The organism is Klebsiella sp. Shm-1, from assembly GCF_040804525.1.
Classification (GTDB): Bacteria; Pseudomonadota; Gammaproteobacteria; order Enterobacterales; family Enterobacteriaceae; genus Klebsiella; species Klebsiella pneumoniae.
The window spans coordinates 3,527,367-3,546,245 of sequence record NZ_CP161823.1 but is presented as its reverse complement, the minus strand read 5'-3'; the positions used below and the strand labels follow the sequence as shown (position 1 = coordinate 3,546,245).

General features: G+C 59.6%; 20 protein-coding genes and 1 riboswitch. Of the genes, 11 read left to right on the top strand and 9 right to left on the bottom strand.

Annotated features, from left to right (window positions below; genetic code table 11):
* Positions 1 to 50: 50 nt before the first annotated feature.
* The 4 genes from bioB to bioD are packed head-to-tail and all read left to right on the top strand — an operon-like array spanning position 51 to position 3,699.
* On the top strand, positions 51 to 1,091 hold the full coding sequence (bioB, locus tag AB1E37_RS17495) for a biotin synthase BioB (RefSeq protein WP_023284869.1): 1,041 nt from the start codon (positions 51 to 53) through the stop codon (positions 1,089 to 1,091).
* The gene (bioF, locus tag AB1E37_RS17490; RefSeq protein WP_004176804.1) at positions 1,088 to 2,245 is read left to right on the top strand and encodes an 8-amino-7-oxononanoate synthase; all 1,158 of its coding nucleotides are present in this window, start codon (positions 1,088 to 1,090) and stop codon (positions 2,243 to 2,245) included. The genes bioB and bioF overlap by 4 nt, the downstream gene beginning before the upstream one ends.
* On the top strand, positions 2,229 to 2,984 hold the full coding sequence (gene bioC, locus AB1E37_RS17485; protein WP_004142100.1) for a malonyl-ACP O-methyltransferase BioC: 756 nt from the start codon (positions 2,229 to 2,231) through the stop codon (positions 2,982 to 2,984). Before bioF ends, bioC begins: the two co-directional genes overlap by 17 nt.
* A complete protein-coding gene (gene bioD, locus AB1E37_RS17480) occupies positions 2,977 to 3,699 on the top strand; it encodes a dethiobiotin synthase (RefSeq protein WP_002895648.1) in 723 nt (240 codons plus the stop codon). Before bioC ends, bioD begins: the two co-directional genes overlap by 8 nt.
* On the opposite strand, the gene AB1E37_RS17475 is transcribed toward bioD, so the two are convergent.
* Positions 3,641 to 4,363, bottom strand: a complete 723-nt coding sequence (locus tag AB1E37_RS17475; RefSeq protein ID WP_004152853.1) for an ABC transporter ATP-binding protein — start codon at positions 4,361 to 4,363, stop codon at positions 3,641 to 3,643. The genes bioD and AB1E37_RS17475 overlap by 59 nt on opposite strands.
* Positions 4,364 to 4,450: 87 nt before the next feature.
* Positions 4,451 to 4,663: a hypothetical protein gene (locus AB1E37_RS17470; RefSeq protein ID WP_002895652.1), complete on the bottom strand. Its 213-nt coding sequence runs from the start codon at positions 4,661 to 4,663 to the stop codon at positions 4,451 to 4,453.
* A gap of 411 nt (positions 4,664 to 5,074) precedes the next feature.
* On the opposite strand from AB1E37_RS17470, the gene uvrB reads away from it, so the two are divergent.
* Positions 5,075 to 7,096 carry an excinuclease ABC subunit UvrB gene (gene uvrB / locus AB1E37_RS17465; RefSeq protein WP_002895655.1) on the top strand — a complete coding sequence of 674 codons (2,022 nt, stop codon included), beginning with the start codon at positions 5,075 to 5,077 and terminating at the stop codon, positions 7,094 to 7,096.
* A 248-nt stretch (positions 7,097 to 7,344) separates the two neighbouring features.
* Here uvrB and pmrB read toward each other — a convergent pair whose 3' ends face one another.
* The 4 genes from pmrB to yvcK all read right to left on the bottom strand — a co-directional run bounded on the left by pmrB (position 7,345) and on the right by yvcK (position 11,767).
* Positions 7,345 to 8,442: a two-component system sensor histidine kinase PmrB gene (gene pmrB, locus AB1E37_RS17460; RefSeq protein WP_004147680.1), complete on the bottom strand. Its 1,098-nt coding sequence runs from the start codon at positions 8,440 to 8,442 to the stop codon at positions 7,345 to 7,347.
* Between the two features lie 3 nt (positions 8,443 to 8,445).
* The gene (gene pmrA, locus AB1E37_RS17455) at positions 8,446 to 9,117 is read right to left on the bottom strand and encodes a two-component system response regulator PmrA (protein WP_002895659.1); all 672 of its coding nucleotides are present in this window, start codon (positions 9,115 to 9,117) and stop codon (positions 8,446 to 8,448) included.
* Positions 9,117 to 10,757 (bottom strand): phosphoethanolamine transferase EptA, encoded by a 1,641-nt coding sequence (eptA, locus tag AB1E37_RS17450; protein ID WP_004223770.1) that lies wholly within the window; start codon positions 10,755 to 10,757, stop codon positions 9,117 to 9,119. The genes pmrA and eptA overlap by 1 nt, the downstream gene beginning before the upstream one ends.
* A gap of 104 nt (positions 10,758 to 10,861) precedes the next feature.
* Positions 10,862 to 11,767 (bottom strand): uridine diphosphate-N-acetylglucosamine-binding protein YvcK, encoded by a 906-nt coding sequence (gene yvcK / locus AB1E37_RS17445; protein WP_004142092.1) that lies wholly within the window; start codon positions 11,765 to 11,767, stop codon positions 10,862 to 10,864.
* 208 nt (positions 11,768 to 11,975) lie between these two features.
* Positions 11,976 to 12,114, top strand: a riboswitch (molybdenum cofactor riboswitch).
* On the opposite strand from yvcK, the gene moaA reads away from it, so the two are divergent.
* The 6 genes from moaA (at position 12,102) to AB1E37_RS17415 (ending at position 15,564) form a co-directional block, all read left to right on the top strand.
* The gene (gene moaA, locus AB1E37_RS17440; RefSeq protein ID WP_002895665.1) at positions 12,102 to 13,091 is read left to right on the top strand and encodes a GTP 3',8-cyclase MoaA; all 990 of its coding nucleotides are present in this window, start codon (positions 12,102 to 12,104) and stop codon (positions 13,089 to 13,091) included. Its footprint overlaps the riboswitch before it by 13 nt.
* A gap of 23 nt (positions 13,092 to 13,114) precedes the next feature.
* A complete protein-coding gene (moaB, locus tag AB1E37_RS17435) occupies positions 13,115 to 13,627 on the top strand; it encodes a molybdenum cofactor biosynthesis protein B (protein ID WP_002895668.1) in 513 nt (170 codons plus the stop codon).
* Positions 13,628 to 13,630: 3 nt separating this feature from the next.
* Entirely contained in the window at positions 13,631 to 14,119 is a 489-nt protein-coding gene (moaC, locus tag AB1E37_RS17430; RefSeq protein ID WP_002895670.1) for a cyclic pyranopterin monophosphate synthase MoaC, read from the top strand.
* Positions 14,112 to 14,360, top strand: a complete 249-nt coding sequence (gene moaD, locus AB1E37_RS17425; protein WP_004214252.1) for a molybdopterin synthase sulfur carrier subunit — start codon at positions 14,112 to 14,114, stop codon at positions 14,358 to 14,360. The genes moaC and moaD overlap by 8 nt, the downstream gene beginning before the upstream one ends.
* 1 nt (position 14,361) lies before the next feature.
* Complete coding sequence (gene moaE / locus AB1E37_RS17420; RefSeq protein WP_004223773.1) at positions 14,362 to 14,814, top strand: molybdopterin synthase catalytic subunit MoaE; 453 nt, start codon at positions 14,362 to 14,364, stop codon at positions 14,812 to 14,814.
* A 45-nt stretch (positions 14,815 to 14,859) separates the two neighbouring features.
* On the top strand, positions 14,860 to 15,564 hold the full coding sequence (locus tag AB1E37_RS17415; RefSeq protein ID WP_004142079.1) for a Bax inhibitor-1/YccA family protein: 705 nt from the start codon (positions 14,860 to 14,862) through the stop codon (positions 15,562 to 15,564).
* A 299-nt stretch (positions 15,565 to 15,863) separates the two neighbouring features.
* Here the strand turns inward: AB1E37_RS17415 and AB1E37_RS17410 are convergent, their stop codons facing one another.
* From AB1E37_RS17410 to AB1E37_RS17400, 3 genes are read right to left on the bottom strand one after another with little or no spacing between them, the layout of a single operon-like run.
* Positions 15,864 to 16,829: a lysylphosphatidylglycerol synthase domain-containing protein gene (locus AB1E37_RS17410; RefSeq protein WP_002895728.1), complete on the bottom strand. Its 966-nt coding sequence runs from the start codon at positions 16,827 to 16,829 to the stop codon at positions 15,864 to 15,866.
* On the bottom strand, positions 16,826 to 18,070 hold the full coding sequence (gene clsB / locus AB1E37_RS17405) for a cardiolipin synthase ClsB (protein WP_002895730.1): 1,245 nt from the start codon (positions 18,068 to 18,070) through the stop codon (positions 16,826 to 16,828). The genes AB1E37_RS17410 and clsB overlap by 4 nt, the downstream gene beginning before the upstream one ends.
* Entirely contained in the window at positions 18,067 to 18,828 is a 762-nt protein-coding gene (locus AB1E37_RS17400; RefSeq protein ID WP_004223776.1) for an endonuclease/exonuclease/phosphatase family protein, read from the bottom strand. The genes clsB and AB1E37_RS17400 overlap by 4 nt, the downstream gene beginning before the upstream one ends.
* Positions 18,829 to 18,879: the final 51 nt, after the last annotated feature.

Sequence of the window (18,879 nt, the reverse complement as noted above, 5' to 3'; positions counted from 1 at the left end):
AACAAAGAGGCTGTGTGAAATAGGAAGTGTACGACCTTTTGGAGAGGAAAATGGCTCACCAACCTCGCTGGACAATGTCGCAAGTAACGGAATTATTTAATAAACCGCTGCTCGATCTGCTATTCGAAGCGCAGCAAATCCATCGTCAACACTTTGATCCGCGCCAGGTGCAGGTCAGCACCCTGCTGTCGATCAAAACCGGCGCCTGCCCGGAAGATTGTAAATATTGCCCGCAGAGCGCACGCTACAAAACCGGCCTCGAAGCCGAGCGCCTGATGGAGGTTGAGCAGGTGCTGGAATCAGCGCGCCAGGCGAAAAACGCCGGCTCCACCCGCTTCTGCATGGGCGCGGCGTGGAAAAACCCCAATGACCGCGATATGCCTTACCTGGAGCAGATGGTGAAAGGGGTGAAGGCGCTGGGGCTGGAGTCCTGTATGACGCTCGGCACCCTGACCGACAGTCAGGCGCAGCGCCTGGCCGAAGCGGGCCTCGATTACTACAACCACAACCTTGATACCTCGCCGGAATTTTACGGCAACATCATCACCACCCGTACCTACCAGGAGCGCCTGGATACGCTGGATAAAGTGCGTGATGCTGGGATCAAAGTCTGCTCCGGCGGCATCGTCGGGCTGGGAGAGAGCGTAAAAGATCGCGCCGGACTGCTGCTGCAACTGGCTAATCTGCCGACGCCGCCGGAGAGCGTACCGATCAACATGTTGGTGAAGGTCAAGGGCACGCCGCTGGCGGATAACGACGACGTCGACGCTTTCGATTTCATCCGCACTATCGCCATCGCGCGCATCATGATGCCCACCTCCTACGTGCGTCTCTCCGCCGGCCGCGAGCAGATGAACGAGCAGACCCAGGCGATGTGCTTTATGGCCGGGGCGAACTCGATTTTCTATGGCTGCAAGCTGCTGACCACGCCGAACCCGGAAGAGGACAAAGACCTGCAGTTGTTCCGCAAGCTGGGGATCAACCCGCAGCAGACGGCGGTGCTGGAAGGCGACAATGAGCAGCAGCAGCGTCTGGAGCAGGCCTTACTCACCCCGGACACTGAGGAATATTACAACGCGGCGGCGCTATGAGCTGGCAGCAGCGAATCGATCGGGCGCTGGACGAGCGGCGGGCGGCGGAAGCTTTTCGCCGCCGCCTGCCGGTGACGCACGGCGCCGGGCGCTGGCTGGAGCGGGAAGGGGAGCGCTGGCTTAACTTCTCCAGCAATGACTATCTGGGCCTGAGTCAGCATCCGGCGATTATCGCCGCCTGGCAACAGGGGGCCACGCGCTATGGCGTCGGCGCCGGCGGCTCGGGCCACGTGAGCGGCTATAGCGAAGCCCACCGCGCGCTGGAAGAGGCGCTCGCCGACTGGCTGGGCTATCCGCGCGCATTGCTGTTTATCTCCGGCTTTGCCGCGAATCAGGCGCTGATCGCCGCCCTGGTGGAGAAAGACGATCGGATTGTCGCCGACCGTCTGAGCCACGCCTCTCTGCTGGAGGCGGCGAGCCTCAGCCCGGCGCAGCTGCGGCGCTTTACCCACAACGATCCGCAGCAGCTCGCGCAACTGCTGGCTAAGCCGCTGGCGGGCGAACAGTTGGCGGTCACTGAAGGCATTTTCAGCATGGACGGCGACAGCGCGCCGCTGGCGGCCATTCACGCCGCGACGCAGGCCGCAGGGGCAGTGTTGCTGGTGGATGACGCCCACGGTGTTGGCGTGGTCGGCGACGAAGGACGCGGGAGCTGCGCCGCGCAGGCGGTGCGCCCTGAGCTGCTGGTGGTTACCTTCGGCAAGGCCTTCGGCGTCAGCGGCGCGGCGGTGCTGTGCGACGAAGCAATGGCCGATTATCTGCTGCAGTTTGCCCGTCATCTGATCTACAGCACCGCGATGCCGCCCGCCCAGGCGGTGGCGTTGAGCGCTGCCCTGGGGATCATTCGCAGCGATGAAGGGCAGCAGCGTCGCGACATCCTGGCCGCCCGCATCCGTCAGTTCCGTGAGGGGATGGGCGAGGTGTCGCTGGGGTTGACCGACTCCGTCAGCGCGATCCAGCCGCTGATCGTCGGCGACAACGCCCGGGCGCTGAACCTGGCCTGCCGTCTACGCGACGCGGGCTGCTGGGCAACGGCGATCCGTCCGCCGACGGTGCCGGTCGGCAGCGCGCGTTTGCGCCTGACCCTGACAGCCGCCCATCATGCTGAAGACATTAACCGTTTACTGGAGGTGCTGCATGGCCACAGTGAATAAGCAGGCGGTGGCCGCGGCGTTTGGCCGGGCGGCCAGCGGCTATACGCAACATGATGAACTGCAGCGGCGCTGCGCCGATCTACTGCTGCGCCAGCTGGCGCGCCGCGATTTTGCGCAGGTGCTGGATGCCGGCTGCGGCCCCGGCAGTATGAGTCGCTATTGGCGTGAGGCGGGCAGCGTGGTGACCGCGCTGGATCTCTCCGCCGGGATGCTCGCCCAGGCGCAGCGTAACGACGCCGCGCAGCATTATCTGCTGGGGGATATTGAGGCGCTGCCGCTGCCGGACGCCTGCGTCGATCTGGCGTGGAGCAATCTGGCGGTGCAGTGGTGCGACGATCTACGGGCGGCAATTGGCGAGCTGTACCGGGTGGCGCGTCCCGGCGGCAGAGTGGCGTTTAGCACGCTGCTCGCCGACTCGCTGCCGGAGCTCAATCAGGCGTGGCAGGCCATCGACGACCGGCCGCATGCCAACCGTTTCCTTAGCGAAGCGGCGGTGCGCGCGGCGCTTAGCGGCCTGCGCGCGACCGGCGAGGTTCATCAGATTAGCCTGCCGTTCGCCGATGCGCTGAGCGCTATGCGCTCGCTGAAGGGCATCGGCGCCACCCATTTGCACCAGGGGCGGACCGCCGCCCCGCTTGGCCGCGGCAAACTGCGCGAGCTGCAGCTGGCCTGGCCGCAGCGGCAGGGCATCTGCCCGCTGACGTATTCTCTTTTTACAGGAGTCATTGAGCGTGACTAAACGTTTTTTTGTCACCGGGACCGATACTGAAGTCGGTAAAACCATCGCCAGCAGCGCCCTGCTGCAGGCGGCGAATCTGCTGGGTTTTCACACTGCCGGCTATAAGCCTGTGGCCTCCGGTAGCGAGCTTACCGGCGATGGGCTGCGTAATGAAGATGCGCTGGCGCTGCAGCGTCATAGTCGGGTCGCGTTGCGTTACGACCAGGTGAACCCCTATACCTTCGCCGAGCCGACCTCCCCGCACATCATCAGCGCCGACGAAGGGCGGCCGATCGCCGCGGCCAGGCTCTCCAGCGGGCTGCGTGAGCTGGAAGGTCTCGCCGACTGGGTGTTGGTGGAAGGCGCCGGCGGCTGGTTTACGCCGCTCTCGGATTCCCTGACCTTCGCCGACTGGGCGCAGGCGGAACAGCTGCCGGTCATTCTGGTGGTGGGCGTTAAGCTCGGCTGTATCAACCACGCAATGCTTACCGCTCAGGCGGTACGCCAGGCGGGACTACCGCTGGCGGGGTGGATCGCCAATGACGTACAGCCGCCGGGCAAGCGCCACGCCGAATATCTGGCGACGCTGAAAAACCGACTGGCCGCGCCGTTCCTCGGCGAAATACCGTGGCTTGCCGACATCGCGCAGCGCGACGATCTCGGCCAGTATCTGGACCTCAGGGCGCTGGATCCGGCGTTATCCACTGCGCCAGCAGCGGCTCATCCAGCGCCATAATATCGCCTTCGGCGACGTTACGGCCCCGGTGCAAGACACAGAAGCGATCCGCCACCCGGCGGATAAAGGGCAGGTGCTGCTCGGCGAGCAGCACCGTCAGGCCGATATCGCGATTTAACCGCAACAGCAGATCCGCCAGCTTTTGCAGGCAGCGCGGCCCTCTGCCGCGCGAGGGTTCATCAAGGATCAGCAGCCGCGGCTGGACGATCAGCGCCCTGGCCAGCGCCAGCTGGTACTGATCGTCGTCGCTCAGCGAGGCGCCTTTGCGCTGCCGTAGGGCATAGAGCTCGGGAAAATGCTCATAAATCTCGCCGCCGCTGGCGTTAGCCCCGGGTTTCCCGGCCGCCAGGGCGATGTGCAGGTTCTCTTCCACGCTGAGTTGGGAAAAAATGCGTTTATCTTGTGGCACGTAGCCGATACCAATGGCGCTGCGCGATTGAGCGGACAGGGGGGTGAGATCCTGCGGCGGGGCGCCAATGTCATGCCAGGTCATCCGGCCGCTGGCCACCGGCAGGTGGCCAGCAATGCAGTTAACCAGGGTGGTTTTTCCCATGCCCTCGCGTCCCAGTACGCCAATGCACTCTCCCGGGCGTAGTACAAGATCGACATTCCACAGCGAATGCTGGTTGCCGTAAAAGTGATTTACTGCCTGTAAATTCAACATGGACGTTTTCTCCTTATCCTGGCGTCAGGGCGACAGAAAGATGCTGCAAAACTCTTGCCAGGAAAAAGAACGCTCGGAAAAAAAGCGCTAAACGCCGATACCATCGGGCCTCGTCAGCGCCGGGGCTGCACTTTTCCGGTGCCCGACGCTAAAGGGTGGTGCAAAAAGCAGCAAAAATCGAGCGGCTTTAAGCGGATAGTTATCAAAAATAGTTCGATAAAAATTTTTCGCCACGCGGTTGACCGCAAAAGGCGACAGGCGCCGGGCGGCGGTGGTCTTGGGCTGCGGACAGTTATCCACTATTCCTGTGGATAACCTTGTGTATTAGAGTTAGAAAACCTGCGGTAAGCTAGAGCGTACGCGGCTTGCGGCTGAATTGGCGCGAAAGGCGTCTTTTCTTTAAAGATCTTAAATATCAGCTTGTTAGATAAAATCAATGGGTGTAAGAAAAGCGTCATCTGCTGCCATAAAAGTTTCATCCGTCCGCTTGACAAATGTTAAAAGGTAAAATTTTCTGGGGATAACCCTGGCGGCCGGAGGATTATTCCGTCTGACGCACGTTTTGCACCCAGCTTGCCGGCTAATAAGACCCTTTTGTGGCGTTATCATAAGTACGCACTGTTTAAATATCCAGTATAATTTATTGGCAAAAAACGGCCCGGGGGGTAGAATTAAACACCGGCCGCTAATTCTTTTTTCAGGTTCTGATTGATGAGTAAATCGTTTGTACTGCATTCCGCCTTTCGCCCCTCCGGAGACCAACCGGAAGCCATCCGCCGCCTGGAAGAGGGGCTGGAGGATGGGCTTGCGCATCAGACGCTACTGGGGGTTACCGGCTCCGGTAAAACCTTTACCATCGCCAACGTGATTGCCGACCTACAGCGGCCGACGATGGTGCTGGCGCCAAACAAAACCCTGGCGGCTCAGCTCTACGGCGAGATGAAAGAGTTTTTTCCGGAGAATGCCGTCGAGTATTTCGTCTCCTACTACGATTACTATCAGCCGGAAGCCTACGTTCCCAGCTCAGATACCTTCATTGAGAAGGACGCCTCGGTAAACGAACATATTGAGCAGATGCGTCTGTCGGCCACCAAAGCGCTGCTCGAGCGGCGCGACGTAGTGGTGGTGGCGTCAGTCTCGGCGATCTACGGCCTCGGCGACCCGGACCTGTATCTGAAAATGATGTTGCATCTGACGGTCGGTATGCTGATTGACCAGCGAGCGATCCTGCGTCGTCTGGCCGAACTGCAGTATACCCGCAACGATCAGGCCTTCCAGCGCGGCACTTTTCGCGTGCGCGGCGAGGTGATCGACGTCTTCCCGGCGGAATCCGACGATATCGCCCTGCGCATTGAGCTGTTTGACGAAGAGGTCGAGCGTTTGTCGCTGTTCGACCCGCTCACCGGCCACGTCGAAGGGACGGTGCCGCGCTATACCATTTATCCCAAGACCCACTACGTGACGCCGCGGGAGCGCATCGTCCAGGCGATGGAAGAGATCAAGCTGGAGCTGGCGGAGCGGCGCAAGGTGCTGCTGGCCAACAACAAGCTGCTGGAAGAGCAGCGCTTAACCCAGCGTACCCAGTTTGACCTCGAAATGATGAACGAGCTGGGTTACTGCTCGGGCATTGAAAACTACTCGCGCTTTCTCTCCGGGCGCGGGCCCGGCGAGCCGCCGCCGACCCTGTTCGACTATCTGCCGGCGGATGGCCTGTTGGTGATTGACGAATCCCACGTCACGGTGCCGCAGATCGGCGGTATGTACCGGGGCGACCGGGCGCGCAAAGAGACGCTGGTGGAATACGGTTTCCGCCTGCCGTCGGCGCTGGATAACCGGCCGATGAAGTTTGAAGAATTCGAAGCGCTGGCGCCGCAAACCATCTATGTGTCGGCGACCCCGGGCGCCTATGAGCTGGATAAATCCGGCGGCGAGGTTGTGGATCAGGTGGTGCGGCCGACCGGTCTGCTTGACCCAATCATCGAAGTGCGCCCGGTGGCGACTCAGGTCGACGATCTGCTGTCAGAGATCCGCCTGCGAACGGCCATCAACGAGCGCGTGCTGGTCACCACTCTCACCAAGCGGATGGCGGAGGACTTAACCGAGTACCTTGAGGAGCACGGCGAGCGCGTGCGCTATCTGCACTCGGATATCGACACCGTCGAGCGCATGGAAATCATCCGCGACCTGCGTCTTGGCGAGTTTGACGTGCTGGTGGGGATCAACCTGCTGCGTGAGGGGCTGGATATGCCTGAGGTGTCGTTGGTGGCGATCCTGGATGCGGATAAAGAGGGCTTCCTGCGTTCTGAACGCTCGCTGATCCAGACCATCGGCCGCGCGGCGCGCAACGTCAACGGTAAGGCCATCCTCTACGGCGATAAGATCACCCCCTCCATGGCCAAAGCCATTGGCGAGACCGAGCGTCGACGGGAGAAACAGCAGCGCTACAACGAAGAGCACGGCATTGTGCCGCAGGGGCTCAATAAGAAAGTGGTGGATATCCTGCAGCTGGGCCAGGGCCTGGCGAAAACCAAAGCCAAAGGGCGCGGTAAAGCGAAGGCCGTTGAGCCTGCCGGGCTTAGCGCTGTGGATATGACGCCAAAAGCGCTGCAGCAGAAAATCCACGAGCTGGAAGGGCAGATGATGCAGCACGCGCAGAACCTCGAGTTTGAGGAGGCGGCGCAAATACGCGACCAGCTGCATCAGCTGCGCGAGCTGTTTATCGCCGCTTCCTGATTCTGGGCGCAGACTGGCGGAGTGGAGGTGCGGGGTATAGTGAAGGCGCGCTTCTCTTATCGTCCTGCTTGCCAGATAACAAACATTTGAGAAGAAAAAAGGCCGCGTTGCGGCCTTCTTAATGTTTGCTTAATCTCGCCAGGCGACACTATCTTCAACCTGATGAGGATAGCGCCCATGCAAAAAATTAACTTCCGTGAATATCTGGCGGTCGCCACCGCCCTGGTCATTATTGTTGCCTTCTTCCATCAATGGGTGCTGACGTTCTGACCCCCGCGCTGCGGGAATAGCACCCACGCGCGGACCCCTGGCCCTGGCTGTCGGTTATGCAAAAAAAACTGGGCGTCATGCAGCTGAGCGATGCGCGTGACGATGCTCAGTCCGAGGCCAATGCCGCCGTAGCGACTGTCCATGCGCACGAAGGCTTTACTGAGTTCGCCGCTTTTCGCCTCATCGATCCCCGGCCCTTCATCTTCCACCGCCATCACCGGCATCAGGCCTGCTTTCACCGACACGCGGATCGTCGACCCTTCAGGGCTGTAGCGGTGAGCATTCTCCACCAGATTGCGCAGGATCACGCGGATTAACGTCGCATCGCCAGAGACGACGGCCTCGTTTTCGATATCCGTCAGCAGCAGCCGCTGCTGACGCTGCGCCAGCATAGCCTCCAGTTCGTCCTGCAGGGGTTTTACCACGTCATCCAGCAACAGCACCTGCTGGTAGCTGCCGGCGGAGAAGGACTGGCCGACGCGCGCCAGCTGCAGCAGCTGGGAAATGCTGGTGGTCATCTGATCGAGACGCTGGATCAGCGGGTCGACGCCCATGCCATGCACTTTCGCCAGCAGCTCAAGGTGCAGCCGCAGCCCGGCCAGCGGGGTGCGTAGCTCATGCGCCACGTCGGCGGTAAACAGCCGCTCGCGGTCGAGGGTCAGATTGAGGCGGGAAACCAACTGATTCAGGGCGGTGGTCACCGCCGTGACTTCGGGCACCGATTCGCTGAGTACGATAGGAGTGAGGTTGTCCGGCGTGCGGTTCTCCAGTTCGCTTTGCAGTCGTGAAAGCGGGCGGGTGATCTTGCGCACCGCCAGCATGCTGATATACAGCGCCAGGCCAACGATCAGCAGGCTCGGCACCAGCAGGCTGGCAACCGCTTCCCGTACCTCATGCTCCACATGTTTCTGGTTGTTGTGCCCTTCGATGGCGCTGGCCACCAGCAGCTGGATCTGCTCTTTGCTCTCATGCCATAGCCAGAAGACGCTTATCAGCTGGCAGACCACCAGGATGGCGCCGATGGTCAGCAGCAGCCGGTGGCGCATGGTCCAGGTTTCAGTTGCAAACAGAGCCATGGTCTATTCCGTGTCGATGTTGTTAGCCAGCATATAGCCAAAGCCCCGGACGGTGCGGATCCGCGATTTGCCAATCTTTTCGCGTAGGTTGTGAATATGCACTTCCAGGGTATTGGTCGCCGGCTCGTTGTCCCAGCTGTAAATGTCGTTGTAGAGGATCTCGCGATGCACCGGGCTACCGGCTTTCATCATCAGCCGCGACAGCAGGGCATACTCTTTCGGCGTAAGATCCAGCGCCGTTTCACCCAGCCACACCAGGCGGCGAGTGACGTTAAGGCGCAGATTGCCGACGCTGATTTCATTATCGCCCTGGTTGTTATGCCGGCGGAGCAGGGCGCGAATGCGCGCATTGAGTTCCTCCAGGGCAAAGGGTTTTACCAGGTAGTCATCCGCCCCGGTATCGAGACCGCTAATGCGATCCTCAAGCGTATCGCGGGCGGTGAGGATCAGCACCGGCTGGGTCATTTTCTCCCGCCGCATGCGGGAGAGAAAATGCAGCCCGTCTTCATCCGGCAGGCCGAGATCCAGCACGATCAGGCTGTAATGATTGCTGGCCAGCGATAGCGCGGCTTCGTGCGCGGTGGAGACGCCGTCGCACACGTATCCTTCACTTTGCATCGCCAGAATTAACCCTTGCAACAGCAGCGCATCGTCTTCAATGACTAAGATTTTCATCAACCAGCCTCTCTACATGGCGTTAAGATATCATCTGCCGCCTGGTACTCGCGGGTGCTGACGCCGAGCAGGCCGAGCAGGGTGGAGAACAGATTATCCTGCGAGTAATTCTCTTTTTGCGCCCGCTGCTGCAGACAGTGCGCGGAAATGCCGTAGCGCTGCTGGTAGTCGGCGGAGAGCCACAGCGCCATCGGCACATGTTTCTGCGTATCCGGCGCGATGGAATACGGCAGACCATGCAAATAGACGCCATCTTCTCCCAGCGATTCGCCGTGGTCGGACAAATAAACCAGGCTAGTGGTAAATTTATCCTGTTTAGATTGCAGTAGTTTTATCGCTTTATCAACGACATAGTCGACATAAAGGATGGTGTTGTCATAGGTATTGGTCAACTGCTCCCGGGTACAGCCCTGGATCTCATTGGTGTCGCAGGTCGGCGTGAATTTGCGAAACGCCGCTGGATAGCGATTGTAGTACGTCGGACCGTGGCTGCCGATGGTATGCAGCACAATAATGCCATCCTGTTGCAGGTTATCGATATAGCTGTCGAGATTATGGAACAGGACGTCATCGTAGCACTCGCCATCGATGCACTGCCCGGTGAGCTTCAGGTCGGTGACGTTCTGGTGTGGTACCCGGTCGCAGGCGCCTTTGCAGCCGCCGTCATTATCGTTCCACAGCACCCGGATCCCTGCGCGCTGTAGAATATCCAGGACGCCTTCCTGATGGTGCGCCAGCTCTTCGTCATAATGCGCGCGCGGCATATTGGAGAACATGCACGGCACGGAAACTGCGGTTGCCGTGCCGCAGGAAGTGGTATGCGGAAAATAGATCACGCCGTCCTGCCGCATCAGCGGGTTGGTGTCGCGCGAATAGCCGCCCAGTGAGAAGTTATCCGCTCGCGAAGTCTCGCCGAGCACGACGATCGTCAGGTTCTTACGGGGAGCGTTATGCATCACCGCTTTCTGCGTGGCATCTTCGCCAATCTTCACCAGCGGCAGGTTGTCCATCCGATGATGAGCATACCAGGAGTTCACGGCCACAATGCTGTTGGAAGGGCTAAGGGATTTCACCAGCTCTTTGTTGTTACGGAACACCGAGGCGTAATCTTTGTAGAACAGCGCGGCCACCAGAATAATCAGCAGCGCCGAAACGGCGATATTGAGCAGGCGCATCGCCGCGCCGCGCCATCGCGTGGCGGGCTTACGGATTTTCACCCACCAGGCGACGAATACCGCCAAAACCCCGGAAAGGCCGAGGACGGCAATCATTTCGCCGGAGAGTAGAGCAAAGCTTTCCGCCGGAGTGGTGTCGAGGATATTGGTGATCATGCTGCGGTCGATCACCACGCCAAAGTTCCAGATGAAGTATTGCGCCGAGGCGCTGAGCAGAATGAACAGGCTAATCACCAGCCGGTCCAGCTTCAGGAACGAGGCGAGAGTGGTGAGGATATTCATCACGCTAATGGCCACGATCGGCATACTGAGGAATACCAGCCAGTTATGCAGGCTATTTACCGGCAGTAACGGGAAAACCTGGCGATAAAAAGCCAGGTTGAGACAGATACCGATATAGCAAGCAAAGAGAATCAGATAAGTCGTGCGGCTGACCACCGGCCGACGCAGAGGCAATAACGACATAATGCACACCCACAGAAAAAGATGAGGGTATAGTGCCAGCCCTATTTTAAGACAACCTTAAGATTTTAAGGTGCGCCGAAGAGGGCCGCCTCCGGCGCGCAGGATCAGCCCGGCAGCTGGATCGCTTTCTCCAGCGCCCCGCGGAGCAGCGCCCGGTCATGACGATAGGGAACGTCGCTGGCCTCCAGCGGCGTCTGGATCACCAACCGGTCGTCGATGCCGCTGATATCGGCTTTTGGACCGGCGATCACCGCATCCACCACCCGTTTGCCTACATAGCGCTCCATAATCGCGATGCGCTCCGCCAGCGACAGCCTCGCGGCCGGGCTATGCTCTTTGCCGAGGTTATCGATAAAAACCATCGGCGCCGGGGTGCGGCGCAACGCCTGGGCCATCTCGTCGAGCAACAGGATCGGCAGCAGGCTGGTGTAAAAACTGCCCGGCCCAATGAGGATCAAATCGGCTTCGGCGATAGCCTCCACCGCCTCGCGGGTGGCCGGTACCGGCGGGGTGAGCATCAGCTCCTGCGGCACATTATCAAGCTGATCAATATTCACTTCGCCATAAACTTCATGGCCTTCATGATCGAGCGCCATCAAATCCACCGGTTGTTCTGACATCGGGATCAGGAAAGCGTCCACTTTCAGCAGGTTTCTGATCAAATTGATCGCCTCTAACGGCCGCACGCTCAGGTGATCCAGCGCCTTTAACATCAAATTTCCGAGGTTATGCCCGGAAAGCTCGCCGTTACCGCCAAAACGATACTCAAACATCGCCGACGCTACGCTCGGCTCGGCAATTAACTGATTGATGCAATTGCGCATATCGCCCCAGGCAATGCCACCTTCCGAACGACGGATCCGCCCGGTGGAACCCCCGTTATCGGTGGTGGTGACAATGCCGGTCAGCCGTGAGCCGAGCGAGGAGAGGGAGGACATCACCCGGCCCAAACCATGCCCGCCGCCGAGCGCGACCACCCGATCAAGGTCAGCGAATGTACGATTGCGCATAGAAATTCCTTATTTCACATAAACGGCCACACACTACCCGATCTACCCCTAAAAGACGATGGGAGGAGCCCGACAAACTGACCGACATCAAGGCAAAAAAATGATTTATGGCTATTCTGTAGCGAAAATGCACGAAGATAGCGATATGTATAAGATTATATAGCGAAATCGCCAATGGCGAAACTGCCTGTAACGCGCTACTATCGACATAACCTGTTAACACTCTAGCCTCTTCGCCTGTGTCAAAAGATATGGCGATTTGGCCGCGACGCCGCCGGTTGTCGCCAGGGCGTGGAAAGAAATGACCGCGTCTCCCGTATTTGGAAAGGTGTATATGGCCTCACAGCTTACCGATGCATTCGCGCGTAAGTTTTATTACCTGCGTCTGTCGATTACCGATGTGTGTAACTTCCGTTGCACCTACTGCCTGCCGAACGGTTACAAACCCGGCGCCGTCAATAACAATGGCTTTCTCAGCGTAGACGAAGTACGCCGGGTTACGCGCGCTTTCTCCGCGCTGGGCACCGAAAAAGTTCGCCTCACCGGTGGGGAACCCTCCCTGCGCCGCGACTTCACCGAGATTATTGCCGCCGTGCGTGAAAACCCGGCGATCCGTCAGATTGCGGTCACTACCAACGGTTACCGCCTGGCGCGCGATGTCGAACGCTGGCGCGATGCCGGCCTGACGGCGATTAACGTCAGCGTTGATAGCCTCGACGCCCGCCAGTTCCATGCCATCACCGGCCAGGACAAGTTCCACCAGGTGATGGACGGCATTGACGCCGCCTTCGCCGCCGGCTTTGACAAGGTGAAGGTGAATACCGTGCTGATGCGTGATGTTAACCATCACCAGCTCGATACCTTCCTCGCCTGGATCCAACCCCGCCGTATCCAGCTGCGCTTTATTGAGCTGATGGAAACCGGTGAAGGCAGCGACCTGTTCCGCCGTCACCATCTCTCCGGCATGGTGCTGCGCGATGAACTGCTGCGCCGCGGCTGGATCCATCAGATCCGCCAGCGCAGCGATGGCCCGGCGCAGGTCTTTTGTCACCCGGACTACGCCGGCGAGATCGGCCTCATCATGCCGTATGAAAAAGACTTCTGCGCCACCTGCAATCGGCTGCGCGTCTCGTCCGTTGGCAAACTGCACCTGTGCCTGTTTGGCGAAGGCGGCGTCGACCTGCGCGACCTGATGGCCGAAGACCAGCAGCAGGCCGCGCTGGAGGCGCGGATCGCCGAAGCCTTAACCCATAAAAAGCAGACCCATTTCCTGCATCAGGGCAACACCGGTATTACGCAGAACCTGTCCTATATTGGCGGTTAATCGTTTTCGAAAGGAGCATTCAGATGAGCCAGGCTAGCGCTGAGTTTATCCCGACCCGTATTGCTATTCTTACCGTTTCCAGCCGTCGCGGCGAAGAGGACGACACTTCCGGTCACTGGCTGCGCGAGGCGGCGCAGGAGGCGGGGCACCAAGTCGTCGAGAAGGCGATCGTCAAAGAGAATCGCTACGCCATCCGCGCTCAGGTATCGGCGTGGATAGCCAGCGATAACGTGCAGGTGGTGCTGATCACCGGCGGCACCGGTTTTACCGACGGCGATCAGGCGCCGGAAGCGCTGCTGCCGCTGTTTGATCGTGAGGTCGAAGGCTTTGGCGAAGTGTTCCGCATGCTGTCCTTCGAAGAGATCGGCACCTCGACGCTGCAGTCCCGGGCCGTGGCCGGCGTCGCCAACCGCACGCTGATTTTTGCCATGCCGGGCTCGACCAAAGCCTGCCGCACGGCGTGGGACAACATCATTGCCCCGCAGCTTGATGCCCGCACCCGTCCCTGTAACTTCATTCCACACCTGAAGAAATAATCTATGTCACAACTGACCCATATTAACGCCGCGGGCGAAGCCCATATGGTGGATGTCTCCGGCAAAGCGGAAACGGTGCGCGAAGCGCGCGCCGAGGCTTATGTCGAAATGCAGGCGACGACCCTGGCGATGATTATCGACGGCAGCCACCATAAAGGCGACGTGTTTGCCACCGCGCGTATCGCCGGGATCCAGGCGGCCAAACGCACCTGGGAGCTGATCCCGCTGTGTCATCCGCTGATGCTCAGCAAAGTGGAAGTCAATCTGCAGGCGCAGCCGGAACATAACCGGGTGCGCATTGAATCGCTCTGCCGACTCACCGGGAAAACCGGCGTCGAGATGGAAGCATTGACCGCCGCCTCGGTTGCCGCGCTGACCATTTACGATATGTGCAAAGCGGTGCAGAAGGATATGGTGATTGGCCCGGTGCGCCTGCTGGCGAAAAGCGGCGGTAAGTCCGGCGATTTTAAGGTGGGTGAATGCCATGATTAAGGTTCTGTTTTTTGCCCAGGTGCGCGAGCTGGTCGGTACCGATTCGCTGACCCTTGATGCCAGCGAACTGGCGACTGTCGAAGCGGTTCGTCAGCAGCTTGCCGCCCGCGGCGATCGCTGGGCGCTGGCCCTGGAGGAGGGCAAGCTGCTGGCGGCGGTTAACCAGACGCTAACCTCTTTCGAACATCCAGTGGTCAGCGGCGACGAAGTGGCGTTCTTCCCACCGGTAACGGGGGGCTGACATGACGCAAACCCGTATCGTGGTCAGCCCGGCGCGCTTTAGCGTCAGTGAGGAATATCCCTGGCTGGCGGAACGCGATGAAGACGGCGCGGTGGTCACCTTCACCGGTAAAGTGCGTAACCACAACCTCGGCGACAGCGTGAAGGCGCTGACCCTCGAGCACTATCCGGGGATGACTGAAAAATCGCTGGCGGAAATTGTCGAGCTGGCGCGCGAGCGCTGGCCGCTGGGCCGGGTGACGATTATCCATCGCATCGGCGAAATGTGGCCGGGGGAAGAGATTGTGTTTGTCGGCGTCACCAGCGCTCACCGCGGCAGCGCCTTCGCAGCCGGCGAGTTTATTATGGATTACCTGAAAACCCGCGCGCCGTTCTGGAAGCGTGAAGCGACGCCGGATGGCGAACGCTGGGTCGACGCCCGCGACAGCGATCGTCAGGCGGCAGAGCGCTGGTAGTGTGATACGCTTACAGGGTGATACTTTGTTAATCAGGAGAGAGTCATGGACAGATATCCGCGTTCCGATTCAATAGTGCAGGGCCGTACCGGCCTGCAGACTTACATGGCGCAGGTGTACGGCTGGATGACGGTCGGCCTGCTGCTGACGGCGTTTATCGCGTGGTTTGCAGCGAATACTCCGGCGGTGATGATGTTCGTCTTTTCGAGCAAAATCACTTTCTTCGGGCTGATTATTGCCCAGCTGGCGCTGGTGTTTGTGCTGTCGGGAATGGTGCAACGGCTGAGCGCCGGGATGGCCACCACGCTGTTTATGCTCTATTCGGCGCTAACCGGACTGACGCTATCGAGCATTTTTATCGCCTATACCTATTCATCGATCGCCAGCACCTTTGTGGTCACCGGCGGGATGTTCGGGGCGATGAGCTTGTATGGTTACACCACGAAGCGCGATCTGAGCGGCTTCGGCAGCATGCTGTTTATGGGGCTGATTGGCATCGTGCTGGCGTCGCTGGTCAACCTGTGGCTGAAGAGCGAGGCGCTGATGTGGGCCGTGACCTACATTGGGGTGGTGCTGTTTGTCGGCCTGACGGCGTATGACACCCAGAAGCTGAAAAACATCGGCGAGCAGATTGATACCCGCGACAGCGCCACGCTGCGTAAATACTCGATCCTTGGCGCCTTAACGCTGTATCTGGACTTCATCAACCTGTTCCTGATGCTGCTGCGTATTATGGGCAACCGCCGCTAACCTCTTTATATCACGGGGTTGCATCTCCGAACGCCCGGCAAGCGCAGCGCCGCCGGGCGATGGCATCAGACACGGTACCCGTGGTGCTGCCGGGTGGCGGCTGCGCCTTACCCGGCCTACAGGATCCTCTCACAGGCTTACGCTCCGTAGGCCCGTGCAAGCGTAGCGCCGCCGGGCGAGATATCAGGCACGGTACCCGTGGTGCTGCCGGGTGGCGGCTGCGCCTTACCCGGCCTACAGGATCCTCTCACAGGCTTACACTCCGTAGGCCCGTGCAAGCGCAGCGCGGCCTGGCCGTTTCATTCGCGGGCCAGCTTGCGCTGGTTCTTTTGCCGTAGCTTTTTCGCCCGGCTCTCCAGCAGCAGATAGGCCACCGTCGCCAGCAGCAATGGCAGGAAATAATAGAGCGCGCGCCAGGCGAGCAGGGCGGCAATGATCGCGCCCTTCGAAATATCTTCCCCGGAGAGCATGGCGATAAACACCGCCTCCAGCACGCCGATCCCAGCCGGAATATGGATAATCACCCCGGCGATACTGCTCACCAGCAGCACCCCTAATACCAGAAAATAGTTAATCTCGCTGCCCAACAGCAGCCAGATTATCGCCCCCATCGCCATCCAGTTCGCCGCCGAGAGCCCCATCTGCAGCAGCGCGAAGCGCCAGGAGGGCAGCACCAGCCGCTGGCCTTTAATCGTCAGGTGACGGCGTTTGGCGAACGCGCAGCCGAACAGATAGCAAAGCGTAAGGATCAGCATCACCCCGCCGATAATACGCAGAGTGGTCTGGCTGATGTACCAGTGCGGCGGCAGCTTCACCAGATCTGCCGTGAATATCACCCCGCCCAGCAGAATATAGCCCAACCAGTTGGTGGTAATGCTTAAGGAAAAAATACGGGTGATGGTGCTGCCGTTCAGCCCCAGCCGCGAGTACAGCCGGTAGCGCATACCGATCCCGCCGACCCAGGTGCTGAGTGTCAGGTTGAAGGCGTAGCAGATAAACGACACCAGCATGACTTGGCGTTTCGCCAGCTTGTGCCCGCAATAGGCCCGACCGAGCAGATCGTAGCAGCCGTAAATGAGGTAGCTGACGATAACCAGCGCAATGGCGCTAAACAAGGCCAGCCGATCGTAGCCGCGGATCACCTTCCACACGTCCTGCCAGTCGACTTTTTGCGCGTAGATCACCAGCAGGACGATGACGGCGATAAAAAAGAGCACGGTCAGCACTCTTTTCGCCATCCGCCAGCGGGGATGTGATTTGCTCATAGTGGATTATCCCTGGCTGGAGACTCGACGCGGTCCTGAGTTTCAATTTCCGGCTGGACCGGCGGGCTGACTCTGGCCAGCCGCGGGGTATGAGCCGGTAACCAGCCGACCCATGCCGGGAAGTGGCGTAGAAAGTGGAAAGCCATCACGCTGACGCCCAGCCGCCACCAGTTGCGTTTCGGCAGCATCGTTTTATCGATCCGCTGGCAATCCCGGGCGATAAGCCCGTTGAGATTATCGCGCAGCGTCTGGTTAAACACCCGATCGTGGATGATCAGATTGGCTTCCAGATTCAGCGACAGGCTGAGCGGATCCAGGTTGCTTGACCCAACGGTGGCCCAGTGGTCGTCTGCCAGAGCGACCTTGCCATGCAGCGGGCGACGGCGATATTCGTAAATCTGCACCCCGCCCTTAACGAGATAGTGATAGAGCAGGTGGGCGCCAAACTTCACAATGGGAATATCCGGTTCGCCCTGCACGATCAGCTTAACCCGTACTCCGCGCCGCGCGGCATTGCGCATCGCATGCAGCAGGCGGTAGCCGGGGAAAAAATAGGCGTTAGCGATAATCACTTCCCGGCGGGCGCTGGTCAGCATCTTCAGGTAGTGGCGTTCAATATCGTCGCGGTGATCCTGGTTGTCGCGCCAGACGAACAGCGCCTGCGCCTCGCCGGGGGTCTGGTTAATCTCCGGCTGGTGGCGACGACGTCGCCACCAGCGGCGGGCGGTTTCGCTGTTGGGCAGGTTTTCCAGCTCGAACTGCAGGATGTCGAGCACCACCGGCCCTTCGACCTGCACCGCATAATCCTGCTTCGCCTCCGGACCGTAGTCGCTCATATGTTCGGCGGAGTAGTTAATACCGCCGACAAAGGCGGTGGTGTCGTCGATTACCACGATTTTACGGTGCATGCGACGGAACAGATTGGTGCGCATCCCCATCAGCTTAGGACGCGGATCGTAGTAGCGGAAAATCACGCCAGCGGCGGTGAGCTCGCCGACAAATTCATCGCTGAGATCCGGGGAACCATAGCCGTCGAGGAGCACCTCCACCTGGATGCCGCGGCGGGCAGCCTCGAGCAGGACCGCGTGCAGCCGCCGGCCTACCTCATCTTCAAACCAGATAAAGGATTCGAGGATCACCCGCCGGCTGGCGCGACCGATGGCCGCAAACAGCGCCGGATAGTACTGGTCGCCATTCTCCAGTAGCGTAATGCGGTTGCCTTCCTGCCAACGACATTTCACAAATGTATCTCCACGCTAAGGGGTGCATGATCGGACAGATGCCGCCATTGTTTAAGGGCCAGCGCCTTCGGGCGACTGGCGTGGGCGTTCTTGACGTAAATGCGGTCGAGGCGCAGCAGCGGAAAACTGACCGGAAAGGTGCGCGCCGGCCGTCCGCGGGCGCGGGTAAAGATCTCTTCCAGACCGGCCTGGGCTTTTAACGGCTGGTTAGCCTGCTGACGCCAGTCGTTAAAATCGCCAGCCACCACCACCGGCTCGCCCGCGGGCAGGGTATTGACCCACTCCGCCAGCATGGTCAACTGCGCCTGCCGTTGGTCGGCGCGTAGACCGAGATGGACGCAAATCACGTGAATAGTTATCCCGCTCCGCGGCGGCACGATGCGGCAGTACAGCAGGCCGCGCTTCTCCCCGTTGCCGACCGAGATATCGCGATTTTCGTAGTATTCAATGGGAAAGCGCGACAGCACGGCGTTGCCGTGGTGGCCTTCCGGATAAACCGCATTGCGCCCGTAGGCGTAGTCGCTCCACATGGTGTCGGCGAGAAATTCATAATGGGTCGTATCCGGCCAGTTTTCGATGTGCAGCGGATGTACCTCATGAGCGCCCATCACCTCCTGCAGGCAAACAATATCCGCGCTAACGCTGCGCACGGCGTCGCGCAGTTCGGGCAAAATAAAACGCCGATTAAACGCCGTAAAGCCTTTATGGGTGTTAATTGTCAGCACGTTCAACGAAAATCCCACCGTTGGCTCAGCCATAATTCTCCAGTAAATGTCACTTTCCTGAATAAAATAGTGTAGTAGACGTCA